The 24,278-nt window shown below is 42.0% G+C and carries 23 protein-coding genes and 1 pseudogene; 17 read left to right on the forward strand and 7 right to left on the reverse strand.

Going from position 1 to position 24,278, the window contains the following annotated elements; translation table 11 throughout:
- Window positions 1-43: 43 nt before the first annotated feature.
- On the reverse strand, window positions 44-1,459 hold the full coding sequence (locus CA600_RS01455; RefSeq protein ID WP_094868569.1) for a metallophosphoesterase: 1,416 nt from the start codon (window positions 1,457-1,459) through the stop codon (window positions 44-46).
- A 208-nt stretch (window positions 1,460-1,667) separates the two neighbouring features.
- On the opposite strand from CA600_RS01455, the gene CA600_RS01460 reads away from it, so the two are divergent.
- Window positions 1,668-2,267: a nitroreductase family protein gene (locus CA600_RS01460; RefSeq protein ID WP_042187439.1), complete on the forward strand. Its 600-nt coding sequence runs from the start codon at window positions 1,668-1,670 to the stop codon at window positions 2,265-2,267.
- Between the two features lie 72 nt (window positions 2,268-2,339).
- Window positions 2,340-2,501 (forward strand): annotated as a pseudogene (locus CA600_RS01465) (DUF2188 domain-containing protein); the annotation flags it as partial.
- A gap of 107 nt (window positions 2,502-2,608) precedes the next feature.
- Here the strand turns inward: CA600_RS01465 and CA600_RS01470 are convergent.
- Both CA600_RS01470 and CA600_RS01475 read right to left on the reverse strand, forming a co-directional pair.
- Entirely contained in the window at window positions 2,609-3,778 is a 1,170-nt protein-coding gene (locus CA600_RS01470; protein WP_094868571.1) for a peptidylprolyl isomerase, read from the reverse strand.
- 185 nt (window positions 3,779-3,963) lie between these two features.
- A complete protein-coding gene (locus CA600_RS01475; RefSeq protein ID WP_042126947.1) occupies window positions 3,964-4,299 on the reverse strand; it encodes a hypothetical protein in 336 nt (111 codons plus the stop codon).
- 181 nt (window positions 4,300-4,480) lie between these two features.
- Between CA600_RS01475 and CA600_RS01480 the strand changes: the two genes are divergently transcribed.
- Window positions 4,481-5,587, forward strand: a complete 1,107-nt coding sequence (locus CA600_RS01480; protein ID WP_094868572.1) for a lactonase family protein — start codon at window positions 4,481-4,483, stop codon at window positions 5,585-5,587.
- Between the two features lie 125 nt (window positions 5,588-5,712).
- On the opposite strand, the gene hfq is transcribed toward CA600_RS01480, so the two are convergent.
- Window positions 5,713-5,934, reverse strand: a complete 222-nt coding sequence (hfq, locus tag CA600_RS01485; RefSeq protein ID WP_042126951.1) for an RNA chaperone Hfq — start codon at window positions 5,932-5,934, stop codon at window positions 5,713-5,715.
- 110 nt (window positions 5,935-6,044) lie between these two features.
- Between hfq and CA600_RS01490 the strand changes: the two genes are divergently transcribed.
- Window positions 6,045-6,686 carry a phosphatase PAP2 family protein gene (locus CA600_RS01490; protein WP_094868573.1) on the forward strand — a complete coding sequence of 214 codons (642 nt, stop codon included), beginning with the start codon at window positions 6,045-6,047 and terminating at the stop codon, window positions 6,684-6,686.
- Window positions 6,687-6,781: 95 nt separating this feature from the next.
- On the opposite strand, the gene CA600_RS01495 is transcribed toward CA600_RS01490, so the two are convergent.
- Window positions 6,782-7,315, reverse strand: coding sequence for a hypothetical protein (locus CA600_RS01495; protein WP_094868574.1), 534 nt, complete (start codon window positions 7,313-7,315; stop codon window positions 6,782-6,784).
- Between the two features lie 188 nt (window positions 7,316-7,503).
- Between CA600_RS01495 and CA600_RS01500 the strand changes: the two genes are divergently transcribed.
- From CA600_RS01500 to CA600_RS01510, 3 genes are all read left to right on the forward strand, one after another.
- A complete protein-coding gene (locus tag CA600_RS01500; RefSeq protein WP_094868575.1) occupies window positions 7,504-8,550 on the forward strand; it encodes an FUSC family protein in 1,047 nt (348 codons plus the stop codon).
- Between the two features lie 76 nt (window positions 8,551-8,626).
- Window positions 8,627-10,978, forward strand: coding sequence for an RNA polymerase recycling motor HelD (helD, locus tag CA600_RS01505; RefSeq protein WP_094868576.1), 2,352 nt, complete (start codon window positions 8,627-8,629; stop codon window positions 10,976-10,978).
- Between the two features lie 133 nt (window positions 10,979-11,111).
- Window positions 11,112-12,425, forward strand: a complete 1,314-nt coding sequence (locus tag CA600_RS01510) for an MFS transporter (RefSeq protein WP_094868577.1) — start codon at window positions 11,112-11,114, stop codon at window positions 12,423-12,425.
- Between the two features lie 53 nt (window positions 12,426-12,478).
- Here the strand turns inward: CA600_RS01510 and fsa are convergent, their stop codons facing one another.
- Window positions 12,479-13,126, reverse strand: coding sequence for a fructose-6-phosphate aldolase (fsa, locus tag CA600_RS01515; protein WP_042126959.1), 648 nt, complete (start codon window positions 13,124-13,126; stop codon window positions 12,479-12,481).
- A gap of 235 nt (window positions 13,127-13,361) precedes the next feature.
- On the opposite strand from fsa, the gene CA600_RS01520 reads away from it, so the two are divergent.
- From CA600_RS01520 to CA600_RS01555, 8 genes are all read left to right on the forward strand, one after another.
- Window positions 13,362-13,814 (forward strand): hypothetical protein, encoded by a 453-nt coding sequence (locus tag CA600_RS01520; RefSeq protein WP_143812081.1) that lies wholly within the window; start codon window positions 13,362-13,364, stop codon window positions 13,812-13,814.
- A 77-nt stretch (window positions 13,815-13,891) separates the two neighbouring features.
- Complete coding sequence (locus CA600_RS01525) at window positions 13,892-14,374, forward strand: GNAT family N-acetyltransferase (RefSeq protein ID WP_256989679.1); 483 nt, start codon at window positions 13,892-13,894, stop codon at window positions 14,372-14,374.
- Between the two features lie 38 nt (window positions 14,375-14,412).
- On the forward strand, window positions 14,413-15,093 hold the full coding sequence (gene rpiA, locus CA600_RS01530) for a ribose-5-phosphate isomerase RpiA (protein ID WP_143812083.1): 681 nt from the start codon (window positions 14,413-14,415) through the stop codon (window positions 15,091-15,093).
- Window positions 15,090-15,569, forward strand: coding sequence for a VanZ family protein (locus tag CA600_RS01535; RefSeq protein WP_094868580.1), 480 nt, complete (start codon window positions 15,090-15,092; stop codon window positions 15,567-15,569). The genes rpiA and CA600_RS01535 overlap by 4 nt, the downstream gene beginning before the upstream one ends.
- 3 nt (window positions 15,570-15,572) lie before the next feature.
- Window positions 15,573-16,013, forward strand: a complete 441-nt coding sequence (locus CA600_RS01540) for a GNAT family N-acetyltransferase (protein WP_094868581.1) — start codon at window positions 15,573-15,575, stop codon at window positions 16,011-16,013.
- Window positions 16,014-16,187: 174 nt separating this feature from the next.
- Window positions 16,188-16,643 carry a MarR family winged helix-turn-helix transcriptional regulator gene (locus tag CA600_RS01545; RefSeq protein WP_094868582.1) on the forward strand — a complete coding sequence of 152 codons (456 nt, stop codon included), beginning with the start codon at window positions 16,188-16,190 and terminating at the stop codon, window positions 16,641-16,643.
- Window positions 16,640-19,801 carry an MMPL family transporter gene (locus CA600_RS01550; RefSeq protein WP_094868583.1) on the forward strand — a complete coding sequence of 1,054 codons (3,162 nt, stop codon included), beginning with the start codon at window positions 16,640-16,642 and terminating at the stop codon, window positions 19,799-19,801. The genes CA600_RS01545 and CA600_RS01550 overlap by 4 nt, the downstream gene beginning before the upstream one ends.
- A 207-nt stretch (window positions 19,802-20,008) precedes the next feature.
- Window positions 20,009-21,487 carry a lytic polysaccharide monooxygenase gene (locus tag CA600_RS01555; RefSeq protein WP_256989680.1) on the forward strand — a complete coding sequence of 493 codons (1,479 nt, stop codon included), beginning with the start codon at window positions 20,009-20,011 and terminating at the stop codon, window positions 21,485-21,487.
- Between the two features lie 92 nt (window positions 21,488-21,579).
- On the opposite strand, the gene CA600_RS01560 is transcribed toward CA600_RS01555, so the two are convergent.
- Entirely contained in the window at window positions 21,580-22,251 is a 672-nt protein-coding gene (locus tag CA600_RS01560) for a tetratricopeptide repeat protein (RefSeq protein ID WP_094868584.1), read from the reverse strand.
- A 390-nt stretch (window positions 22,252-22,641) separates the two neighbouring features.
- Between CA600_RS01560 and CA600_RS01565 the strand changes: the two genes are divergently transcribed.
- Together CA600_RS01565 and CA600_RS01570 are read left to right on the forward strand one after the other, a co-directional pair.
- Complete coding sequence (locus tag CA600_RS01565; protein ID WP_094868585.1) at window positions 22,642-23,235, forward strand: TIGR00730 family Rossman fold protein; 594 nt, start codon at window positions 22,642-22,644, stop codon at window positions 23,233-23,235.
- A gap of 119 nt (window positions 23,236-23,354) precedes the next feature.
- On the forward strand, window positions 23,355-23,807 hold the full coding sequence (locus CA600_RS01570) for a ChbG/HpnK family deacetylase (protein ID WP_094868586.1): 453 nt from the start codon (window positions 23,355-23,357) through the stop codon (window positions 23,805-23,807).
- Window positions 23,808-24,278 lie beyond the last annotated feature (471 nt).

A 24,278-nucleotide genomic window follows, 5' to 3' on the forward strand; every position in this document is an offset into this window, starting at 1 on the left:
ATGCGGGTGAAGCTGGGTTTTTTATATGAAATAGGGCAGCTTTTTATTGCTTCGTTAAAACCACCTCTAGGTCGACATTACTTAACGATTTTTCTTCAGCCATACTTTGGACATACCCTCCTAAGAAACCGTCCTGATGTTCCTCCCAAAGCTTGTAGCCCGGCAACGCTTTAATATCCTTCGCAAAGGTACCTGCAGTTCCGGCGAAGTATTGTACATTCAGCTTGGACATTACCTTCGCCATGGATTCTTTTTCAGACTCCGTTAAAGGACTTTCCTTAAGACTATCCATAGCTTTGTCATAGGAGTTAGTAGCAAAGGTTTCTTCGGCATATGCCTTGAAGTTTAAGAGATTGTGATCTGTAATCTGGTTAGCTTCAGCCCAACCTTCTACGTTCAAAGACGCTGTTATATAATTTACGGTTCGCGAGACGGGATCGAAGGTCATGGCTCCATATTGATGCGGATTGACGGCCATCGCACTCGTAGCGATATCATAGATTGGCAATTGTTCAGAGGATGCTGTATCTTGATTCGCGTCTGCTGGATCTACTTGAATGTCCTGCATATGAATATGTCCTGAGAGAACTAGATTTAGTCCATTCTTCCGTAAGGATTTTATAGCTTCCTGGCTGTTATTAAGCTTGAAGCCTGAAACGGACATAGAAGTGTGACTTAATAAATTATGATGCATCACCGTGATCACAGAAGCGTGCTCTTTGGCTGCGAGCTTAACGGATTCATCCATCCATGAAAGCGTAGAGGAAGCAATACGCCCATCAGTCTGAGGGAAACCGTATTTTTTATTATTAAGATATTGGCTACTGTCTATCATGAGAATCCATAAGTTGGGGGCAGCCTTGACGATATAGCTTAGTGATTCCTTATCACGTGATGCAGCTTCTTTGTAGCCGAAATCCGCATACATTTTGACGAAATCCTTATCTGTAATTGAATCCGTAAGGAGCTGTTTATCGCCACTGAAGGATCTAGCCCAAGGATTAAATAAGTCGTGATTGCCTGGAATGACATAAACAGAGGTTCCTTGTTGTTCAATTCGTTTTAAATTTTCGGTTAGCTTTTGATGGCTGCTGCGTTCTCCATTATTAGTTAAATCGCCACTGAGGATGATAAATGCAGGTTTTTTCTGTTCAGCGTCATAGACCAAAGCTTCAGCCATTTCATCACTGTAGGGCAGCATTTTTCCATCGCCTCCAGTGACATAAGTTTGAAAGGCCTGTCCACCATCCTGAAGAGCCTTATCCAAAAAGTGAGTGTCTGTGGCGACCCAGAAAGAGAGAGGTTTTAGCTCAGCTTGATCAAGTTCCCCAGCGTTTAAATTAGACGATTTTGTGTCTTTACAGCCAGTAAGTGCCAAGCTAAGGAAAAAGAGTACTACACAAGAGAATATGACCATTTTTTTATGTGGAATAAGAACTTTACCTGTTAAAAAATTCATTTATATAACCTTCCTTCTGTATTTTTGCTGCACTATTGTAGCTTATTTTTAGCCGGAATGTATATCGGAAAAGTGAAGGGGAGATGTTACTAATCGAGGCTAATTGTATATCCGACAAAATAAGTTGTGAATAGATGTTGTGTTTTCAGAAAAAAGGTGATAAGATGTACAAAAGTAAGTTACTTAAATAAATGGAGGTAGTTATTTTATGTCTAACAATTTTCTTGAAGCAGTTAAAGGAAGACGTTCTATCTATGCCATCAGTAAAGAATCCACTGTAGCCGATGCTCAAATTATTGAAATCGTTGAGCAAGCGGTTTTGCATAGCCCAACTTCATTCAACTCCCAAAGCTCCAGAGCGGTTGTTCTTTTAGGTGAACAGCATGATAAATTATGGGATATCACTACAGAAACTTTGCGCAAAATTGTTCCAGCTGAACAATTTGAAGGAACAGCGCAAAAATTAGCATCTTTCAAAGCAGGATACGGTTCCGTATTGTTCTTTGAAGACCAAGCTGTAGTGAAGAACCTGCAAGAAAACTTCGCATTGTATGCTGAGAACTTCCCAGTTTGGTCTAACCAATCTTCAGGCATTCTGCAGTTCGTAGTATGGACTGCGCTTTCTGAAGCAGGTTTAGGCGCGTCGCTGCAGCACTATAATCCACTAATTGATGACGAAGTAAAAGAAGCTTGGGGTATCCCGCAAGACTGGAAACTGATTGCTCAATTGCCATTTGGCAAGACGGTAACTCCAGCAGGTGAGAAACAATTCCAACCGGTTGAAGATCGCGTTAAAGTCTTTAAATAAGCTTAAGTGAGTGTTTAAAACCTCCTAGACCAGGCTAATTAATTATATAGTCAGGTTAAGGAGGTTTTTTGTATGCCGTGGAACAAAGAAGATTATCCAGATTCACTCAAAAACTTCACTGCACCTATTCGTAATAAGGCGATTGATATTGCTAATGCATTGCTAGAAGATGGATATGAAGAGGGAAGAGCCATCTCTATTGCTACCGCACAAGCGAAAGAGTGGGGAGAGAATCGTGATAAGCAGGTCCGTAAAAAAGGACATTAATTAAAAGTTCGAAAGTAGGCACAAAAAAAGCAGGACAGCGTTTATTAACGCTTGTCCTGCTTTTTACTATCTTATTATTTAGCGGATTCAGTTTCTGCTTCTGCACTTGCAGATGGCTCAGGAGAAGCTGTTGCATCTTTTTTGGCATCCGTAAGTGAATTTGTGATTTTTGCTTTTGCAGTTGTATCTGTCAACCAAGTGTTGGAAAGAGTGGAAACCTTTTGAGACACAAGGGTCTTTTTGATTTCATCTTTCTTTTCTTCCATAGTGTAGTTTTTAGCGTCTTTGTGGTCGGTTACTTTAATGATGTGATAACCATAATCGGATTTCACAGCACCACTTGTTTCCCCAACTTTAAGTTTAAAGGCTACATCGGAGAATTCAGCTACCATATCTCCACGTTTGAAGAAGTCTAGATCTCCACCATTAGCCTTGGAACCAGTATCCGAAGATTTTTCTTTAGCTAGTTCAGCGAAATCTGCTCCATCTTTCAATTGCTTCAGAATTGCATCTGCTTCTTCTTTAGTCTCAACGAGAATGTGGGAAGCACGAACTTGTTCTTCTTCATTGAAAGTAGCTTTATTTGCTTCATAGTAGTCTTTGATTTCTTGATCCGTTACCGTTACTTGCGGCTCAAGAATCTTACGTAGTTTTACTTGCAATGGCATTTGCTTCTTCAAGTCATCAACAGTCATTGAGCTTTGTTGCAATGCAGCATTAAATGCAGCTTCTCCGCCGAATTGTGCTTTAAGGTCTTCTAATTCAGCATTGATGTCTTCATCAGTAACGGTTACGTTGGCTTTTTTAGCTTCTTGATCAACGAGTTCAGTAGTAATCATAGCTTGCAGCGTGCTTTCTCCGCCTGCTTCGATCAATTTATCATAAAGTTGTTCTTTAGTAATGTTAGTTCCGTTAACGCTTGCAACAGCTGTGTTGTCGCCGCCACTTTGGAATGGAGGCTTTATCAGTACAATGATGAGTGCCGCAGCCAGAACCACAGAGGCAATCATCCAGCCCTTGTTACCTTTAGGAGAAACTGGTGGAGCAGGTGGTGTCGTATTATTATTACTGCTGACTTTGTTCATTACTGGAATACCTTCCTCTTTTGTTGTATTCACAGGTTCTTCAGCAGCTACGACCTCCACTTCTTTTACTTCATTGGTATTCTCGGTAGTGTTCAATTCTTCTTCCGGAGTACCGTTGTTTTCTAAGTTCTCATTTCCATTCAGATCTTTTTTGTCCATTATTAGTAATGACTCCCTTCAATATAGGTGTTGCTTGTCTATTTACAACTTTAACAGAAATCCTGATCCTAAACCTTAAGAAAGTATAAAAAAAGATAGGATCTTTTTAAGTTTCTATTAATAAAAAGCAAAAAGCCGGAAATGGCATCGGTAACATGCCCTTCCGGCTTATGGGAATAAGATGTTTACTTCAGTCCTTTCAATAGATGACGAATACTTTCCTGTTTCCGTCTTGGGACCCGTACGTTTTTAGCGAATAGGCCTTTTTCTCCGAAATAAATGCAGTCGTCTTCGATAGAACTGATCTTGTTCAGATTGACATAACAGCCACCATACACATGATAGTAAGTAGAATTGGATAACAATCGTTTTAATTGCTCGGCAGTCATTCTCTTTTTTATGTTGTAGTTTCTGCCGTGAAAAATGACCAAATCATGGTCCCCGACCTTAAAGAACAGAATGTCTGTTTCCACCTCGAAGTCCTCGTATACATTTCTGGCTTCCAGCAGGATGCTACTCATTCATGTTCCCCCTTTGTACTTAATAAAAGACTAATGTTAGCGCTTTCATTATAGCACAATCCCTAATCATTGGAAAGCCTTATTTTTGAACTATTTGTCACACTTTTTACTTTATAGTTTGTCTTTAACGTTTAAAAATTGTAAATTATATAATAGCAATACTTTGGAGGAGGATGTAGAGATGAAAAAGCAGACTAAGTTATTGCTGTTTACGGGTTCCTATGCAAGTGCCACGGAAAGCGGTGTGCAGGTATTTGAATTCGATGGCGAAGCAGGAGGTACGTTAAAATTAATCGACTCGGTTCAGGGTCTAACTAACCCCACCTTTGTTAATGTAGATGCTTCAGCCCAACGTTTATATGCCATAGGAGAAAAGCCAAATGGTGAGGGTGGAAAAGAGGGAGAAGTCGTTACCTTTGCTATCGATGCTAAGCGTGGGAAATTGAGCGAATTGAACCGTATGACCTCAATGCCTGCCTCAGGTAATGGTCAAACGACTACATGCCATATTTCTAGAGATCTAAGCGATGAATACATTGTTGTATGTAGTTATCATGGTGGCAGTGTAGGCTTGATCACATTAGATGAAGAAAAAGTTGCAAATCAACTGGCAGATGTCGCGATTCATTCCGGTCATGGTCACCATCCTGAACGTCAGGATCGCCCGCATCCCCATTCGGCTATTTTCAGTCCGGACGGACAGTATCTTTTTGTTTCTGATCTTGGGCTTGATATTATTCGGTCCTATAGAATCAATAGGGACTTGAACAAACTAGAAGTTCACGGAGATACTGCGCTTCATCCAGGGGCGGGACCTCGTCATTTTACTTTTCATCCAGATGGAAAGTCTGCTTATGTTATAAACGAGGTGGATTCCACGATAACATCGTTTACATATGACAGTGCTACAGGGACGCTTCACACGGTAGATACAGTTTCAACTTTGCCTGAGGATTTTAAGGAAGAGAATACTTGCGCTGAAATTGCTACTTCAGTAGATGGAAAATATCTTTACGCTTCTAACCGTGGAGCGGATAACATCGCAGTGTTTGCAGTGGATAACGCTACTGCCAAGCTTACACTAATTGAATATGTCTCTACTCGTGGAGGGCATCCGCGACACTTCTCATTAACTCCGGATGGGGCTTACCTTATTGTTGCAAATCGTGACAGTAATAACCTGGTTGTGTTCTCAATTGAAGAGACCAGTGGCCGTCTCGTCTTTACTGGAAATACTGCTGAGGTATCCAAGCCGGTGTGTGTGAAGCCTGTGATTTTCCCTGTTTAAAAGAAACTCGTTTATGAAGAGTGAATAAGACAATTTAAGAAAATAATAAAGGGAACACCGGAGATGTAGACCGGTGTTCCCTTTATTATTGAAAATAGGATGAAGAAGTTTAATAAATGTGTGAACTATTTGAGTGAGACGGGCTTAAGAGGTACAATAGTGGATACTGCAGATTTGAAGAGCACATTCTGTCTGCCATCACCTTGCCCCTGTAAAGTGATTGTGAATGCATCATACGAGGTTACGACGCCTTGCATTTTTACACCATTTGTTGTAAAAATCGTCACGGGCACCTTTGTGGAAATAAACTGGTTCAACAAACGTTCCTGCAATTTTAGACTCTCCACTTTGGCAGCACTCCATCTTTTTGTATATTTATTTCTCTATAATTATAGCACGGGTTATAGCTTCTCTGGAAATGTGATCGACTGGCACAAAAATAGACACGGAGGTATTTATGCTTTATTATCAGAACTGGTCTAGAGGTTTTCGTTATTTTATAGGGTTTGCTGCTTGTTTCGTCGTTATTGCGATTCTAGTTCATATGAATAAGGTATCATCATTTGATAACTATATAATTCATTTTGTTCAATCCGCTGAATCACCTGGACTGACCACATTCGCCAAAGGACTATCTCTGATAGGTTCCTCCAAGGTAGCGATTGGCATATCTATCGGCACGATGGTACTGCTGTATTATCTGCTGAAACATCGGCTTGAGCTAATTCTGTTCCTATGGGTTGGACTAGGCTCACAGCTGTTGAATACACTTATGAAATTATGGTTTCAAAGGGAGCGTCCAAATTTCCATCGTATTGTCCAAGAGCTCGGTTATAGTTTCCCAAGTGGACATTCCATGGCAGCCTTCTCCCTATATGGGGTAATTGCCTATTTACTGTGGCGTCATTTGCCTCGAAGAAGTGAAAGAATCCTGTTAATAATGTTTGCGGTATTCATGACTGTGGGCATTGGCTGGAGTCGTATTTACCTGGGAGTTCATTATCCTAGCGACGTAATTGGTGGTTTTGCTGCAAGTGGCGCGTGGCTGATGTTATCCATCAGTCTATTTGAAGCCTATAAAAAACGGATATCCTCATAAGAAATGAAGATACCCGTCTTTGTGGGGATATTTTAAAATATAAGAATATATATGTGTCACGCTATACACTATCCTTATATTTCTCGCATAAACACTTACCGTCCTAAATAGGACGCCGAAGGCGTTTTTGCTTGAGGCTTCATCACATGATGTTCCGAAGATTTATGATCTTGGAAATGACCCATTTTGCTTATTTTTTTCTTCAGCATAGACGGAAGTCCAGCCTTTAGCTTTTGAGCTTCGTCTTTTGTTAGACGTCCCTCGCTGAGGGCTTGATCCAGCCGCTTACTTGCAGATTCGCTGAGCTTTTGAATATATTGATCTTCGGTCCAGCCTTTCTTCTCAAGAGCAAGCTCGGGGAGCGTTTTGCCTGTTTTAAGGCTATTGATTAGCTCCGTACGATCCATCTCAAGCAGCTTGGCTGTTTCGAAAATAATGAAATGTCCGCCGGCTCTGAATTTCCCGTCTTTCCCTGGTGGGGGTCTATGACCGTTTTCCGAAGGCCCAGAATCAGGTGCAGTGGAGGCTACATTCTCAGCTGACACGCTCCGAGTAGGAGCAAGTGCCGGAGACAGACTGAGGACAAGAACAGCTGTGATGGTCATTAATTTTTTGATGTTGTTATTCATTCACTCACCTCGTATGTTATATGTGATAGGTACTTACTTGAATTAGTATTCCCTGAAAGCTGAAAGAATCATAAGCGAGAGCTTAAATGATCATAAAATTCATCAACTCTAGGCTTGGGTAATTAGAGGAATGAGGAATTCGTAGATGTCCATATTGCAGAGTGGGCCAATTTTTAGGGGGGATATTTTTGGCTTTTGGAGCTCGCATATTTAAAACAGGAATGGCAGTCACGCTTGCCTTGTATTTAGCCGAACTGCTACATTTTCCATCTTCTGTGGGCGCTGCGATTGCAGCAATTTTCGCTATGCAGCCATCTATTTATCGCTCTTGGCGTTATTTTCTTGATCAGCTGACAACGACTACAATGGGTGCGGTACTCGCTCTTCTGGGGGGAATGCTGTTATCCAATAGTCCAATTGCGGTTGGGTTGGTCTGCATTCTTGTCATTATGATCAGTATGAAAATTAACCGAGCGGATACTATTAGCCTGACACTCGTCACTGTTATAACAGTGATGGAGGCTTCTGGAGAGTGGCAGTTCGCGCTGAATCGTTTCTTATTAACATTGACAGGGATTGTTTCTGCCTTTCTAATCAATATTATAGTAGTTCCTCCGAAACCACGGAAACAGTACATCAAGCAAATCGAGAACGTCTTTGCCAGTCTTTCCTTGCTGCTTAGAACGGCTGTATCTCATGAGATGAAGGAAAGTGTGTTTCGTGATGAAAAACTTGCGCTAGAGTCATCTATTAAATCTTTAGCCGATAAATACGCTTTGTTTGAGGAGGAGCAGAAACAGCTAAAGAGGGCGAAGTACAGTCAGACTAGACAAATGGTTGTCTATAAGAACCTGTTATCTTCTTTGCAAAAAGGCTTCGATGTTCTTGAGGCTGTGGATCGGCATTATTTTCAAGCGGATCGAAGTGAAGAGACAGATGCATTGTTTGACAGTCATTTGGAGCAGCTAATCAAATATCATCAACTGATCTTGCTGAAATTTGAAGATAAACTAAAACCAAACACTAATGAATCGGAACCCTTGGGAGAAGAGAATGATGGATTTTTGAATTCAACGATCCTGAGGTATAATGCGGAGAAAATAGGTCAACTACGATTGTATGTTGTAGCCGCAGCTATTTACGATTACGGATATCAATTAGAACGGCTTGATAAAGTGGCAGATCAGATGAATCGTATAGCTACTGAGGAAAAAGAAACGGATCACGAAGCTTAAAACATAACCTTGTGATGTGCAACATATAAGCTTAAGGGTTATGTTCAGGGTGAAACTCCAAAGGGGATGAAATGTAGTGGAGAATCATGAAATTGAATGGAAAGAGGAACAGCAGCGGGTTGACGGAGTGACTAAGCTTTTGTCTGCCCATATCCGGCGATTATCTGAGGAGCTTGGACTCCATCGCAGTGATGTGGTGGATATGCGTAAAGATTTCTGGGAAGAGGTAACGGTAAACTTCAGTAGTCCAGATGATTTAGGGGAAACTTCAACAAGTCTGCGCCAACAATCCCAAATCTTGAATGAACGTGAACGCCATCATTTACAGTCGAGCAAGGCTTTAAAAAAATATAAAAAGCTGCTCGTTTCTCCTTACTTTGGGCGTATTGACTTTACAGAAGCACCAAATGGAGAAACGGAAAAGATTTATCTAGGGATTGGATCCTTGATGGAGGATGATGGCACCTTCTTGATCTATGACTGGCGTGCGCCTATTTCGAGCTTATATTATGATGGTGCTCCTGGCCCAGCAGCTTATGAAACACCCGGTGGACTTGTTTCCGGTACAATGAATCTTAAGCGTCAGTTTGTGATTTCTGATGGTGTCATTGAAGTTATGTTTGATACTGGGGTAACGATCGGTGACGAGCTTTTACAGCAAGTGCTTAGCCATAGTGCCGATGATCGAATGAAGAGTATTGTAGCTACCATCCAGAAAGAGCAAAATGCGATTATCCGCAACGACAAAAGCCGAATGCTGGTTGTTCAGGGTGCCGCAGGGAGCGGGAAAACCTCTGCTGCATTGCAGCGGGTAGCTTATCTTTTGTATAAATACCGTGAAGTTCTGCAAGCTGACCAGATGTTGTTGTTCTCACCGAACCCGCTGTTTAATAGCTATGTTTCAACCGTGCTTCCAGAGCTAGGTGAAGAAAATATGCAACAAACCACTTTTCAAATGTATCTTGAGCATCGTTTAGGACATGAATTCCAGCTGGAAGATGTCTTTAGTCAGACAGAAAACCTATTGAATGCCCCTGATGGTCCTGAAGTGGGGATACGCAGAGAAGGCATCGCTTATAAATCATCCGTACCTTTTCTCGATGTGATTCGTCGGTATGCTACGATGCTGGAACATGAGGGCATGTTGTTCAAGCCTTTAATGTTTCAAGGTAGAGCGGTAGTCAGTAAAGAAGAAATGGAACGTCATTTCTATGCCTATGATTCCACCATTAAGCTTGCGAACCGCGTAGACTTAATGACACGCTGGTTACTGAAGAAGATTGCTGATTTTAGTCATGAGGAAAGAAACGCTTCATGGGTTGAAGATCAAATTGAGCTATTGGACTCCAGTGATTACCATCGTGCATATCAGATGTTACGACGTAAGAAGAAAGCCACGCAGGATAGTTTTGATGATTTTGATACTGAAAAAGAAGTGTTATCCCGGTATGTAGTCAGCCAACGCTTAAAACCACTGCGCGGATGGACTAAACGAGGCCGTTTTGTGGATGTTAAGGGGTTGTACAGTGCGCTGTTTACGGATCGTGAGCTTATGGAACGTCTAAATGGTGTTAATTCTCTGCCGGAAATCTGGGATGAGATCTGTGAGCAAACACTAAAATCAATCGCAGTAAACGAGCTTGCCTACGAAGATGCTACACCATTCCTTTATTTGAAGGAGTTAAGCCAAGGCTTCCGTACCAATACGCTGATTCGTCATGTGATTGTGGATGAAGTACAAGACTACTCACCTTTCCAATTAGAATTCATGCGCCGTTTATTTCCAAGGGCAAAAATGACCGTATTGGGTGATCTGAATCAGGCGATCTATGCACAAGGTGAGGTGCTCGGTGATTTGTCTAGTTTGGTAAGCATTTATGGGGAAGAAAACACAGAAGTGATCTCGTTAACCCGAAGCTATCGCTCCACTTTTGAGATTGTAGAATTTACGCGTTCAATGATTCCTGGAGGGGAAAGAATTGTGCCGTTTAATCGAAGAGGAGAAGAGCCTCAGCTAAGTGTGGTGTCTAGTGAGGATGAGCTTGTGAATGCAGTTGAAATGGATATCCGGAATTTGCAATCCAAGGGGTACCATTACGTGGCTGTCATCTGTAAAACAGCAGAAGAAAGCGCAAGAGTTCATGATGAACTACATAGTAGGCTACCCGTAAGGCTCGTTACGAAAGAAACGCCGAATTTCCAGAAGGGAACATTGGTGTTACCTGCTTACTTAGCTAAAGGTGTGGAGTTTGATGCTGTCATCATCTACGATGGTTCAGCTGAACGATATGGCAGAGAAAGTGAGCGTAAACTGTTCTATACAGCTTGCACTCGAGCGATGCACTTGCTGCATATTTTTAGTCTAGGAGAACCAAACCGGTTTCTTCCATCTGTAAAAGCAAAGACCATGATAACAAATTCGCTGTAAAGCCCAATTTTCTGATCATAAGATCGTCCTTTCGCATTGGCGGAGGACGGTCTTTTTATATGTATGAATAAAGAGGGATGAACAAACCACAATATAGAGAGTCGTCGCAAACAATGACAAAGGTGGTCAGTTCATGAAGGAAAGAAAATGGGATCTGCTTGCACTGGCATCCATTCCACTAATTATGACCCTCGGTAACTCCATGCTGCTCCCTATTTTGCCGCAGATATCTAAAGAACTAGGCATTAGCTCTTTTCAGGTGAGTATGCTGATTACTGTTTATGGATTGATGGCTATCGTGATGATTCCTATTGCAGGGTACCTGTCTGACGCTTATGGACGAAAAAAGGTGATTCTTCCGAGTCTAATCATTGCTGCTATTGGTGGAGTCGTCTGCGTGGTGGCGGCTTGGTTTATGAAGGGCGTTAGCGCCTATTGGGTCATTCTGGCCGGACGTTTGTTACAAGGGATAGGTGCAGCTGGTGCTTTTCCTATTGTGCTGCCCTTCGTTGGTGATTTATTCAAGGAAGAAGAGGATGTAAGCAAAAGTCTGGGAATTATTGAAACCTCTAATACCTTTGGTAAAGTACTCAGTCCGATCCTTGGTGCTTATCTTGGAATATGGCTCTGGTTTGCACCTTTTATCGCTATTCCTGTTCTATGTCTAATTTCATTTGCTTTAGTTCTGTTTCTAGTTCGAAAGCCGGAAGCGAAGGAACAACCTGAGAAACAGGGGATAAGAGAATTTTTATCCGGAATTATGAGCATTTTGCGTGAAAAAGGACGATGGTTGTATGCTATTTTTGCCATAGGCGGTATCTGTATGTTTGTAACCTTTGGCGTTCAATTCTATTTATCGGAAATGCTGGAATCTAAATTTAATATGCATGGCGCAATGAAGGGATTTGTGCTGGCAATACCATTAGCCTTGTTATGTCTGTCTTCATATGGAACAGGAAAGATCATTGGTCAGAACAAAACGCTAATGAAATGGCTGGGCTTTGGAGGTATGGTATTACTAACTGCAGCAATGATCTTTGCGGGGTTCAATAAAGGTATTTACTTCTTAGTCGGGTTTATGGGCTTAGGTTGTGTCGGAATCGGGATTGTGCTTCCTTGTATGGATGCTTTAATCACGGAGGGAATTGAGAAAGAGAACAGCGGTACGATTACCGCTCTCTACAGCAGTATGAGGTTTATAGGGGTAGCCGCAGGACCGCCAGTGGTATCGCTGCTGTTAAGCAGTGGCCATTGGGTGTTATTCGCTTTGATGGCAACAGTCGGCGCAATTGGTGGTTTGCTGACCTTATTTGCAGTAACGCCAAGCAAGGGGAGCAAGGGAGAATCTGGCGTGAAAGAAAAGGAGCAGGTAAATCCGCGCCTCTTGTCAAATCGTGTTCGTCAGACTTCTGCAAGGAATTTAGATGGAAAAAAGAGCTATCCTTAAGCTACGTTGCCGTAGCTTGCAGGATAGCCCTTTGATAAAAGAATGAAAGACACTTAAGCTTGTGGTACGGATTCCCAATCCTTCAGGAAGCGTTCGATACCGTTATCTGTCAGCGGATGCTTCCAGAGGGTAGGCAGGAGCGATCCTGGGATGGTAGCAATGTGAGCACCAGCAAGAGCGGCTTGCTCAACATGCGCAATGTTACGGATGGATGCTGCAATAATTTCGGAAGTCATACCGTAGTTAGTTAGGATGGTCTTCAGATCCTTGATCAGCTTCATTCCGTCAACACCGATATCATCCAGACGTCCTACGAAAGGAGAAATATAAGTTGCGCCTGCTTTTGCAGCCATCAAGCCTTGAGCCGCTGAGAAGACAAGCGTTACGTTAGTTTTGATACCTTTTTTTGTAAGCTCATAACAAGCTTCCAAGCCATCTTCAGTCATAGGGAGTTTAATGACAACGTTTGGAGCCCACTCAGCAATTTCATATGCTTCTTTAAGCATTTCTTCTGCTGTAAGTCCGATTACTTCTGCGCTTACTGGACCTGGAACGATGGCTACGATTTCTTTGATAACATCTTTAAACAATCTTCCTTCTTTAGCGATGAGTGACGGGTTAGTCGTTACGCCATCCACTAGTCCGAGGCGAGTAATACGTTTGATCTCTTCAATATTTCCGGTGTCCAAGAAAAACTTCATTTTAAGTTTCCTCCCTTGATTTCCATATGGATTGACAAACAATATTCATATTTTCATTATGAGACATGTCAAACGAAGTTTCAACTGTTATTTTGAATATTTCAAAATAACTTTATAGATTGAATATCGTTTAGACTTGTTAAAGTGTTGATAATATAGGATTGGTCTATGCAGTTATCCATGATAATATATAATCGGTATTGTTATTATGGAGTATTGGGTGGGACGTGATGAAATGTACTCGATATTAGTTATTTTGCTTGTGCTCGTGTTGTCAGTTGCCGGATTCTTGGCCTACCAGAACAGCAAATTGGTATCTAATCAGAATAAATTAGGAGCTTTATCACGCAATCCTTCACTAATGTATTCTATCTTTGACCAGTCTTGCACTGCTAGTGTGGAAGATCCAGACGTAATTCCTTTAGTTCAATACACAGTTTTTGTGGAGTCCAGCGGGCAGGCCGTTGTGAATAAGCCTTTAGCAATCATTAATCTATGTAGAGTAAGTGCGGGTAGAGGCAATCTAGTTCTCGCTGATGTCGAACGTAGTGTGCTGGAGTACATTAAATTGACAGCCCCCTCAGATGCTTTCATTGAGCATAAAGCTTACTTACATAGGGCTGCTAACCATGCTGAAAAAGAGATGATCCTAAATTTAGAGGATGTAGTGAAATTGCAATATACATAAGACAGAATGAAGAATATTGATTTTTTCGGCTGCAAGAAGGATAATACGAAATTGGATACAAGAAAAGAGGAAATAGAGTGCCACCCGTAACGGAAGTGAAATTTGAAGTGGTTGATCCAGAGAACGCTGATTTAAGAGCGCTAATTACGTTTCTGGATGAGGAACTGAAGATGCGTTATCCGCATGAGATGATCTATGTTGTTGATTTCGAGGATCCCAAAGTTAAAGAAATGACTTTCGTAGTAGCCTACTTAAACGGAACACCAGTGGGCTGTGGCGGGCTTCGTCCACTGGATTATATCGGAATAGAGATTGCAACGATGGAGTTGAAGCGCTTTTATGTAGATTCTAGTTATCGTAAAATGGGCTTAGCTACAAATATGCTGTTATTTCTTGAAGAACAAGCAATAGCGGCGGGGTTCAAGGAGATCCGCTTGGAGACAGGAATCAAGCAGCCAGAAGCGATTGCGCTTTACATCAAGCATGGCTACCAACCGATTGATTTATTTGGACCCTACATAGGTGATCCGGATAGTCTTTGTTACGGCAAAATACTATAGAACTTTATAATGGATAACATGGGGGTATTAAAATGAGTATCAACGTTAAACAACTAGCAGCTGAAAAAGCAGTGGAATATGTAGAAGATGGAATGAAGGTAGGTCTGGGTACGGGATCAACTGCCTACTGGGCAATCCGCAAGCTCGGTGAACGAGTCAGTGAAGGCTTGAAAATTACCGCAGTAGCTACTTCACGCGCTTCCGAAGAGCAAGCACGAGAGCTAGGGATTCCACTTGTTGCTTTTGGTGATATTGATAGTCTGGACCTAACCATTGACGGAGCGGACGAGCTAGACAGCAGTCTGCAACTAATTAAAGGCGGCGGCGGCGCTTTGCTTCGTGAGAAGATTGTAGCTAGTAATAGTACCCGAATGATTGTGATTGCCGATGAAGGTAAAGTTGTAAACACGCTGGGAAAATTTCCATTGCCGGTGGAAATCGTTCCTTTCGCGTGGGAATGGACTGTGGCAGAGCTTGCCAAACTGGGTTGCCAACCTGAATTGCGTCGCAGCGGAGAAGAGTTGTACAAGACGGATAATGGCAATTACATTGCAGACTGCCGATTTGAAGCGATAGAAGCTGCACCAAAGCTTGCGCGGACCATCCAAAACATCCCGGGTGTTGTAGATCATGGCCTATTTATTGGAATTGCAGCGATGGCGATCGTAGGTAAACTTGATGGAAGTATCGAAATTATTGAAGCTCAGCCTAAGAATTGATTAACCGCAGACATAAAGAAACTTACCGTTCATGGCCGCTAAAAGGATTGACACGGGTAGTGCTAACTCTGTATAGTGCTACTGTTATCTATTGGATGTTTATCGGATTTGGACGTGAGGTACATACCGGAGGTCCTCTTCAGTATAATCTGGTTCCATTTCGCACGGTGTCACTTTATTTCAACTTGGATAACGGTTTATCACTTATCAATCGGCTAGTAAATTTGCTAGGAAATGTTGTAGTTTTTATTCCATTTGGTTTTCTATCGCCATTAGTAAAGGTACGTCCGGTTTCTTGGCTTAGGATTTCGTTCTATGCTGTCCCTTGTATACTGCTTTTGGAGTGCTTGCAAATGCTGCTGCATGTGGGAAGCTTCGATATCGATGATTTACTTTTAAACATGCTGGGTGTGTGGACAGGCTACGGATTGTTTCGAGTGATTAGCTGTAGAAGGAACAAAGAAGGAGAAATGTGAAGAATGTTGATTGATCTTAAACCCCTCATTGGTACACCTGAGGTGAATGAGCTGCTGACTTATGCGGTCATAGATGATCCGAATGCTCTACAGCAGACTTCGTCTGAGTATAGCGAACAAGCCGGATTAAAGTTATATGGCTGGGAAGAGGAAGAATTACTGCTTGGTCTTGTGGGCTTCGAAGAAACAGAAGATGGTTCTTTGGATATTCGGCATATTGCTGTATTGCCAGAGAACAGAGGAAAAGGTTATGCACGGGGGATGATTCTGGAGCTGCTTACTACGCGTCAGCCGCGTTATCTGGTAGCTGAAACAGAGGATGAGATTGCTGCAGATTTCTACCGTAGTCTTGGGTTCATGGTGTATAGCCTCGGCGAAAATGCAGCAGGCATTGAAACGCTGAGATGTGTTTATGAAGTAGAAGAGATCGCGGATGAGGAATAAACAGTTGTTAGAAGACATACAATGGCAGGTCGAGATGAACTCTCGGCCTGTTTTTTTGTGGGGTACATTTTAAATTATTCCTTAGAATTGTAAAGTTGACTTTTGAAATAAATGGGATTATAGTTTGACAATGAAACTATTCTACAGTTGAACTATATTTGGAGGTAGGAAGCTTTGGAAGATGAAGTTCAGCATTGGATTAACCGTTATATGGATGCTTATATGATGGTGACTAGACAAGTAGCCGCAAGAATTAAAGATAGCATTGCTGCAGATACAACGAATGATCAGTATCAAATTCTGCGTCTAATACATGCTCAGGAACAATGTACATCTACATATCTGGCAGAAACTTTTTGCGTGGGTAAAAGCTCCATTACAGCAATTATCAACAGACTGGTGCAAGCGGGCATTATCGAGCGAACCCGTGATGAGAATGATCGTCGTCAGGTGTATTTATCGATGTCAGAGCATGGTAAAAAAGTATTTGAAGCAGCTGAGTCGCAAGTACATGAAGTAGTGGCCCCGTATTTGTTTCATTTTGAAAAGAAGGATATTGAGACGTTCATCATGATGTTTGAGAAACTGGCAAGTCTAATTCAGAATGATAATGGAGGGAAGAGCCAATGAAGACGATTCTAAAAGCAAGATGGGCGGTTATCGCAATCTGGCTCGCTGTAGCGGTGGTGCTAGTGATGACGGCCCCGTCTTTCTCTGATCTTGTCCGTGAGAAGGGGCAGGTTACCGTTCCAGAGGGATACCCTTCATCTAGAGCAGCAGAAATCATGAAGGAAGCGTCAAGCGACAAGGGAGGCGAATCGCTCCATCAAGTAGCCCTTGTGTTCAATAACCCGAAGGGAATCGGAGTGGAAGAAACAGCAAGTATTCAACAAGGCGTTGAGAAGCTGGCTGCGAATAAGGAATCTCTGCAGTTAGATTCCATCACTGATCCTTTTTCACAAAGTGAGCTTAAAGATACACTGATTGCCAAAGATGGCAAGACCATTATGGTGGCTTTGTCCGTAAAAGGTGAAGGAGAGGCTGTTACTGCGCTGCCAGATAAAGTGGATGAGATGCTCTCAGGTGTTAAAGCAGATCATTATTTGACGAGTGAAGGTCTGATTACTGAGGATATGATTGCTAGCTCAGAAGCAGGGCTAAAGAAGTCGGAGTATATTACAGTTGTCTTTATCCTACTTATTCTATTCGTCGTGTTTCGTTCGTTCGTAGCGCCTTTTGTACCGCTGCTGACAGTGGGTATCAGCTATATTGTATCCCAATCTGTCGTGGCTTTTTTGGTGGACCGTTATGATTTTCCTTTATCTACCTTTACTCAAATCTTTATGGTTGCAGTCATGTTCGGAATTGGTACGGATTACTGTATTTTGCTGATCAGTCGCTTTAAAGAAGAATTGATGACCGCAGAAGATACTAAAAGTGCAATCATTGCAACTTATCGAAAAGCTGGAGGAACGGTGTTCTATTCGGGCTTAGCAGTGTTTGTAGGTTTTGTAGCGATTGGGTTATCGAAATTTATTCTTTATCGTTCAGCAGTAGCTGTTGCAGTTGGTATTGCAGTTATGCTATTGGCACTTGTGACAATTGTTCCATTCTTTATGGCTGTTCTAGGCAAAAAGCTATTCTGGCCTTCCCGAGGCAAGCTGGAGCATAGTGAGAGCCGTATTTGGGGATGGGCAGGTTCTTTTTCTTTAAAAAGACCGTGGGCCGCTCTTCTAATTGTTGCAGTAATCGTAGCCCCTTTCTTAGTTACCTATAGCGGTAAGCTGTCCTTTAACAGCCTGGAGGAAATTGGTTCAGAATATGCTTCGGTAAAAGGTTTTAATATTATTTCAGAGAGCTTCGGACCAGGTGAATCGATGCCTGGCAAGATCGTAATCAAGAATGATGATCGTATGGACAATTCAGAATATCTGGGACTTGCAGAGAAAATCAGCCGTGAATTGGAAAAAGTGGATAGCGTAAAATCTGTTCGGAGTATGTCACGTCCAACAGGTGAGCTGATTAGTGATTTCTTGATTCCGAATCAGGTGGGTACTCTTTCTGCTGGACTGGACCAGAGTAATGAAGGACTGACCAAGATTCAAACCGGCTTGTCTGAAGCTAGTAAACAGCTTAGCGATAATGCTCCGAAACTTACAGAGGCTGTTGCAGGAAGTGCTAAGCTGACAGAGGGCACAGCTGATCTCAAAGATGGAATCGTTGCTTTAGGTGCTGGGCTCACCCAGATTGAGAGCGGGATTAAGAGTGGCTCAGCGGGTGCGGGAGAGATCAAAGCCGGTCTTCAGCAGGCAGCAACAAGTGCTAAACAATTAGCAGATGCAAATGCGAAGTTACTTGAGGGCTATAAAAAAATCGGTGGTGGCTTAACCCAGCTGGGTGAAGGACTCGGGCAGCTTCCGAAGCAGCTGCAAGGGGTAGCAGAGGCATTAAAAGGACTGGACGGTTCCTTTGCTGGCCTTGAGAGCAGTTATCCGGAAATGGTTCAGGATGTAAATTATTTGACGATCAAAGGTACAGTAGCACAAAGTGGTACGGGTGCAGCACAGCTAGCAGCCGGTCTTGGTCAGGTTTCAGAACAGCTTAAAGGTGCAGCTACTGGTTTAAATGAGGCGAATGCCGGTTATGCCAAAGCTGCAGCTGGGCAAACCGCGCTCGCACAAGGCTTAGCTAAGCTTGTAGCTGGAATGAGTCAACTGCAATCTGGACTCGATCAGGCGGCAGCAGGTCAAGGGCAGATCGTAGATAAGATTCCATCTATCACAAGTGGTCTTGACCAATTGCAAGGCGGACAGAAGCAGCTTGCAGATGGTTTTAGTGAATTGACAGGTCAGATTGGAGCCTTAACCACTGGACTAAGCGATAGTGCTGATGGATTGAAGCAAATTACAAGCGGTCTGGGCTCGGCACAAGAATACTTGAATCAGATTCAAGCGGCTAAGGATGAAGAACTGAGCGGATTCTTCGTACCAGCTGAGGCACTTAAAGCTGAAGGTATAAAGCAGGTATTTGATACGTACTTGTCTGATGACCGTAAGGTGATGACGTTGGACGTGGTATTCACAGAGAATCCATATAGCTCAGAGGCTATAGATAGTGTGGGTGATATTCAAGCAGCAGTAGATCGCGCAGTTAAAGGTACGAAGCTTGAAAATGCTGAAACAGCTATTAGCGGGGTTACAAGCAGTCAAAGCGATTTGCGGAACATTTCCAATGAAGACTATACACGTACAGTAATCTTGATGCTGAGCGGTATTTTCATCATATTAGTGTTGCTGCTTCGTTCAATCGTAATGCCGATTTACCTTATTATTTCACTTTTGATCACTTACTTTTCAGCGTTGGGCGTTACAGAGGCTATATTCGTTAATCTTCTGCACTTTGAAGGAATTACCTGGACGACGCCATTCTTTAGTTTTGTTATGCTGATTGCACTAGGTGTGGATTATAGCATTTTCTTAATGGCCCGGTTTAACGAAAATAAAACATGGGACGTAAAAGAAGCGATACTACACGCTATGCGCAATATGGGCACAGTTATCCTTTCAGCTGTAGTTATTCTGGGAGGTACCTTCGCTTCGATGTATCCTTCTGGGGTATTGTCGATGATGCAGATTGCTACAGTGGTGCTCGTAGGATTGGCCTTGTATGCTTTAATCTTCCTGCCGTTCTTTGTCCCTGTAATGGTACGGATCTTCGGCCGAGGAAATTGGTGGCCATTTTCGGTTAAACAGAGCGGGGAAGCTAACAGACAGGATTTAAATATGTAAATGGGACTATACTCCATTTATGAATCAGAAGTCATCACAAGTTGTTTTTTTGCAGCCAGCCACCGATATATTTATCGGTGGCTGGCTGTTTATTTGAGTAGAATGAATCGCTTCGATGGGACATTATTAGCGGGGAGAACTACTAATCCGTTCAATTGTCATGAGTCTTTTATCCATTGTCGTTTGGTTCTTTAGGTTATTGTTATTATGTTTTCTGAAAATTATAATAACATTGGATTCGTTTTCAATGTCTTCAAATTACAACTAGAAAGCGAGATGATGAATGATGAAAGTAATCATGAAGAACAGCAGTATCGCAAAGAAGGTCGCTCCATTTGTTATCACAGCGGGGGTTATTGCCGGAGTAGGACTTATCGATACCGAAAAGCGTTAGGACACGGTTATGTATCCGAACCAGCAAGTCGTGCGAAGCTTGGTGCAGCGAATAATGTGGGTTCTGTTCAATATGAGCCACAGAGTCTAGAGGCACCAAAGGGCTTCCCACTGGCGGGTCCTGCAGACGGGAAAATTGCATCTGCGGGTGGCATGTTCGGAGGAATTCTGGATCAGCAATCCAGTGATCGCTGGATTAAGCACGATATGGTTGGCGGAGTAAATGACATCACGTGGTATCTTACAGCACAACATAGAACAACAAAATGGCATTACTACATTACGAAAAAAGGTTGGAATCCTAATGCGCCAATTAAACGTTCCGATTTAGAGCTTATTGGAACTTTTGAGAATGGCGGTAAACAGCCAGAGCGTTCTGTGACACATAAAGTAAATGTCCCAACTGACCGCAGTGGATACCATGTTATTTTGGCGGTGTGGGATATTGATGATACGGCGAATGCCTTCTACCAAGTCATTGATGTGAATCTAAAGAACGGTGAATCAGGACCTGGGGTTCAACCAGACACGGAGAAGCCATCAACGGTAACAGGGTTACACACGATGAATGTAGAATCGGGCAGTGTAGAGCTTATGTGGAATGCTGCAACAGATAACTTAGGCGTAGATCATTACATGATTTATCGCGGGGATAGCGTCGGTATAGCGAAACAAACCGGAACATCCTCAACAACGAGCTTTAAAGACATTACTGTAGAACCAGGTAAAATTTATACATATTATATTGTTGCGGTGGATCGTGCAGGGAACATGTCAGGCGGAGGTAATATTATTGTTGTTAGCACACCAAACCCGGAAGTGGTTATACCTCCAGTGGAAACACCAGATACTGTGAAGCCTTCGATGGTTGAGGGGCTGCATACCATGTCAGTGAAGCACAATAGTGTTAATTTAATGTGGAATGCCGCCCAAGATAATGTAGGTGTTGATCATTATGTTGTGTATCGAGATGGTATTGAATTGATCCAAACTAAGGGAACTTCCTTTACGGATTTAACGGTGCAAGCTTCCACTACGTACAATTATCATGTGAGAGCTGTAGACGCTGCTGGTAATATTTCAGACAACAGCTCTTTGTATACAGTCACAACCCTTGTGAAACCCGTATTACCAGATGTAGCAGCTTGGAATGCCACCGGGTTGTACATTGTAGGAACAAAAGTTGAATACAAGGGTAACGTTTATGAAGCTCGAGTGACATTTAGAAGTTTCGGTGATACCAACTGGAATCCGGAGTCGGCATTATCGCTTTGGAAATTAGTGACGAACTAATAACATCGTTTTCCCTAATTTATTATAAAAAATGGAGATCATTTCTGATAATCAGAAGTGATCTCCGTTTTTGGGTTAAGGAGTCGTCAAGTTTATTTCATCTTGGCGAAAAAGCTGCGCAACGCCCAACCGCGCTCCTGCCGTTTTTTATATTTAGGGAGTGAACGATAAACAGCGGTGGATTCTTCGAAAGCTCGTTTTGCATCCTCTGATCTGCCAAGCGCTTTATACATCGAGCCAGCTAGATAATACGCCTCAGAAGAAGAAGACTGGATTTCTTGATACTGAGTAACGTAATGTAATGCTTTATCATGATTCGTATGGCGGAAGGTTTCCGCTAACCAAAGATACGGCTGTCCATATTGAGCCTTACGGTTGATCTCCAGACCGCGAAGCGTCTGTGCCTCGCCTTCCTCCAAAGCACCAAGCTTTAGATTCACATGTCCAAGTTCTACCCAATATTCGGCAGATTGTTCATAACGATCCTCGATTTGAAGTAGGAGATCCTTCGCTTCCCTATATTTTTTACGTTCTGCCAAACTCCGCGCTAAATCAAATTTGGATGAGACATCATTAGGATTCAAAGAAATAGTTGTACGTAGCTTGGAAATTTGACGCATTCTTTTGAAGGGCTTTGTAATGCTGGGGAAGATACCCACATATCGCCGATCCAAGAAATACAAGATAAGAAGCAGGATAATAATAGCCAGAAAAGGGTTGCCCACTAATCTGAAGAGCAGTAAAACACCTATAAATTTAAGCATAACTTCCCTCCATAATCATTTGGTTCCGGTATTACGATTGAAAAGGTAGATCTAAGGCAGCTAATTATACCATAATTCAAAGCAATCTGAATCCCGGGGTTTAAAAATAATACAACTTTGAGCAGCTTAATAGCGTCTTAGTGTAAGATGAATAATAATTACAATAATATCATAAGAAGGGAAAATCAAGACGAACTTATTAACAAGGAAACTACGGATGATTAGTTTAGCTGTTTGTTCTACTTTTATAGCTGTAATGATCCTCCCGCAAGCGAAAAGTGAGGTTCCAACAAAAAGATAACTTTCATTTAACACTTATTTTAATATTCTAAGGTACAATTAGTGAATTAATCTCAATTGAACCATAATAACCAGTCTGGAGTGATAGGTATGGCTTTTACAATATGTGTGTTCGCCGGATCGAATCCAGGTCTTAACTCAGAATATACGGAAATGGCTAGAGAATTGGGTTATCATATAGCTGCACAAGGGTGTAGGCTGGTTTATGGAGGCTCAAGAAATGGCCTTATGGGACAGGTAGCCGACGGAGTGTTATCCAATGGCGGAGAAGTCGTTGGGATCATGCCAGTGGATCTTTTTAAAGATGAAATCAGGCATTCTGGGTTAACGAATCTGATTGAGGTCTCTAGTATGCATGAACGTAAGGCCATTATGAGCGGTATGGCTGATGCGTTTATTGCCCTGCCGGGAGGTCTTGGAACCTTTGATGAGTTATTTGAAATCCTATGCTGGATGCAGATCGGGATTCATCAGAAACCGATAGGGCTGCTGAATATAAGAGGCTATTTTAATCCACTGCTAGCCATGATCAGTCATAGTGTAAGTGAAGGGTTCGCTCCTAAACATGCAATGAAAATGTTAGATATGAACGCTGATCCCGAATATTTGCTTGAACTGATGAGAGGTCAAGTTGATCATAGTAATAAAGGTCTTGGGAACGCTAGATTTCCTTCACAGCGCTAGATTTAAGCTTCCACGGCTCTAAGGAGCGATTGAACGCTTTACACAGTAAGGACGCAAACACTTCACGGTGTTTACGTCCTTATTTTTAAATAAATCATTCATTAATAGGGGGTAGGTTCATGATTCAAAAATTAGGCTTTGCGGCTGACGAGCGCTTGTTAATTATTAATGCAGACGATTTTGGAATCACTAAAGGAACTAATGAAGCTATTGTTGATTTATTTGAAAAAAAAGCTTTAACATCCACATCTATTATGATGCCTTGCCCAGACTCGAATGAAGCAATGGAGATAAGTAATTGTAGAGGAATAAAGAATATGGGTATTCATTTAACTTTAACAAGTGGCGAGCAGCATCCGTACAGGCCCGTATTCCAAAATAGGAATTTAAATAGTTTAATTACGGAGGAAGGAAATTTTCATATAGATGCCACACTGCTGGAAAGAAACGCTGCTGATGATGAGGTTAGAGTAGAGATAGAAGCGCAGATCCAAAGTGCAATAGTACATGGCATTGATCCAACTCATCTGGATAGTCACGGGGGAAGTATTATGGGGTTATTTACCTACTAGGATAGTAGAACAACCGTTTTTTAATATGGATCAATTGAGAAGGTTTAAAAAAAGAATTTCTTCAGCAAAAGAGAGGAGCATTCTACTAATCGATGATATAGTTTCTCTTCCTTATTGTATTAACCCCACTGCTACGTACAGTGAAATGAAAAAGGGATTAACTGAACGATTAAAGAATTTAAAGCCTGGAGTAACCCAATTAACGATACATACAGCTAAAATAACGGAGCAGTTAATAGCCTTAACGACATGTTATACAGAAAGAGAATTGGAATATCTTCTACTAAACGATATTGAAATTAAGCAAGTGATTATCAATGAGCAGATTACACTTATTTCGTGGACAGATATACGTGATATACAAAGATCTATTTAGAGAATTATAAAAAGGGATCATTATTCATTTTGTTTAATAAGAATGTGTTAAAATGGTTTAAACTTTGGAGAATCTGGGTAAATACCCATAAGCAG

Origin of the sequence: Paenibacillus sp. VTT E-133280 (assembly GCF_002264385.1) — a bacterium.
Taxonomy (GTDB): Bacteria; Bacillota; Bacilli; order Paenibacillales; family Paenibacillaceae; genus Paenibacillus_AQ; species Paenibacillus_AQ nitricinens.

Bases quoted from the DNA above. Each gene is read 5' to 3' on its own strand.
- CA600_RS01455 (WP_094868569.1), bottom strand. From the start codon at position 1,459: ATGAATTTTTTAACAGGTAAAGTTCTTATTCCACATAAAAAAATGGTC.
- CA600_RS01460 (WP_042187439.1), top strand. From the start codon at position 1,668: ATGTCTAACAATTTTCTTGAAGCAGTTAAAGGAAGACGTTCTATCTAT.
- CA600_RS01470 (WP_094868571.1), bottom strand. From the start codon at position 3,778: ATGGACAAAAAAGATCTGAATGGAAATGAGAACTTAGAAAACAACGGT.
- CA600_RS01475 (WP_042126947.1), bottom strand. From the start codon at position 4,299: ATGAGTAGCATCCTGCTGGAAGCCAGAAATGTATACGAGGACTTCGAG.
- CA600_RS01480 (WP_094868572.1), top strand. From the start codon at position 4,481: ATGAAAAAGCAGACTAAGTTATTGCTGTTTACGGGTTCCTATGCAAGT.
- CA600_RS01490 (WP_094868573.1), top strand. From the start codon at position 6,045: ATGCTTTATTATCAGAACTGGTCTAGAGGTTTTCGTTATTTTATAGGG.
- CA600_RS01495 (WP_094868574.1), bottom strand. From the start codon at position 7,315: ATGAATAACAACATCAAAAAATTAATGACCATCACAGCTGTTCTTGTC.
- CA600_RS01510 (WP_094868577.1), top strand. From the start codon at position 11,112: ATGAAGGAAAGAAAATGGGATCTGCTTGCACTGGCATCCATTCCACTA.
- fsa (WP_042126959.1), bottom strand. From the start codon at position 13,126: ATGAAGTTTTTCTTGGACACCGGAAATATTGAAGAGATCAAACGTATT.
- CA600_RS01520 (WP_143812081.1), top strand. From the start codon at position 13,362: ATGTACTCGATATTAGTTATTTTGCTTGTGCTCGTGTTGTCAGTTGCC.
- CA600_RS01540 (WP_094868581.1), top strand. From the start codon at position 15,573: ATGTTGATTGATCTTAAACCCCTCATTGGTACACCTGAGGTGAATGAG.
- CA600_RS01550 (WP_094868583.1), top strand. From the start codon at position 16,640: ATGAAGACGATTCTAAAAGCAAGATGGGCGGTTATCGCAATCTGGCTC.
- CA600_RS01555 (WP_256989680.1), top strand. From the start codon at position 20,009: ATGTTTTCTGAAAATTATAATAACATTGGATTCGTTTTCAATGTCTTC.
- CA600_RS01560 (WP_094868584.1), bottom strand. From the start codon at position 22,251: ATGCTTAAATTTATAGGTGTTTTACTGCTCTTCAGATTAGTGGGCAAC.
- CA600_RS01565 (WP_094868585.1), top strand. From the start codon at position 22,642: ATGGCTTTTACAATATGTGTGTTCGCCGGATCGAATCCAGGTCTTAAC.
- CA600_RS01570 (WP_094868586.1), top strand. From the start codon at position 23,355: ATGATTCAAAAATTAGGCTTTGCGGCTGACGAGCGCTTGTTAATTATT.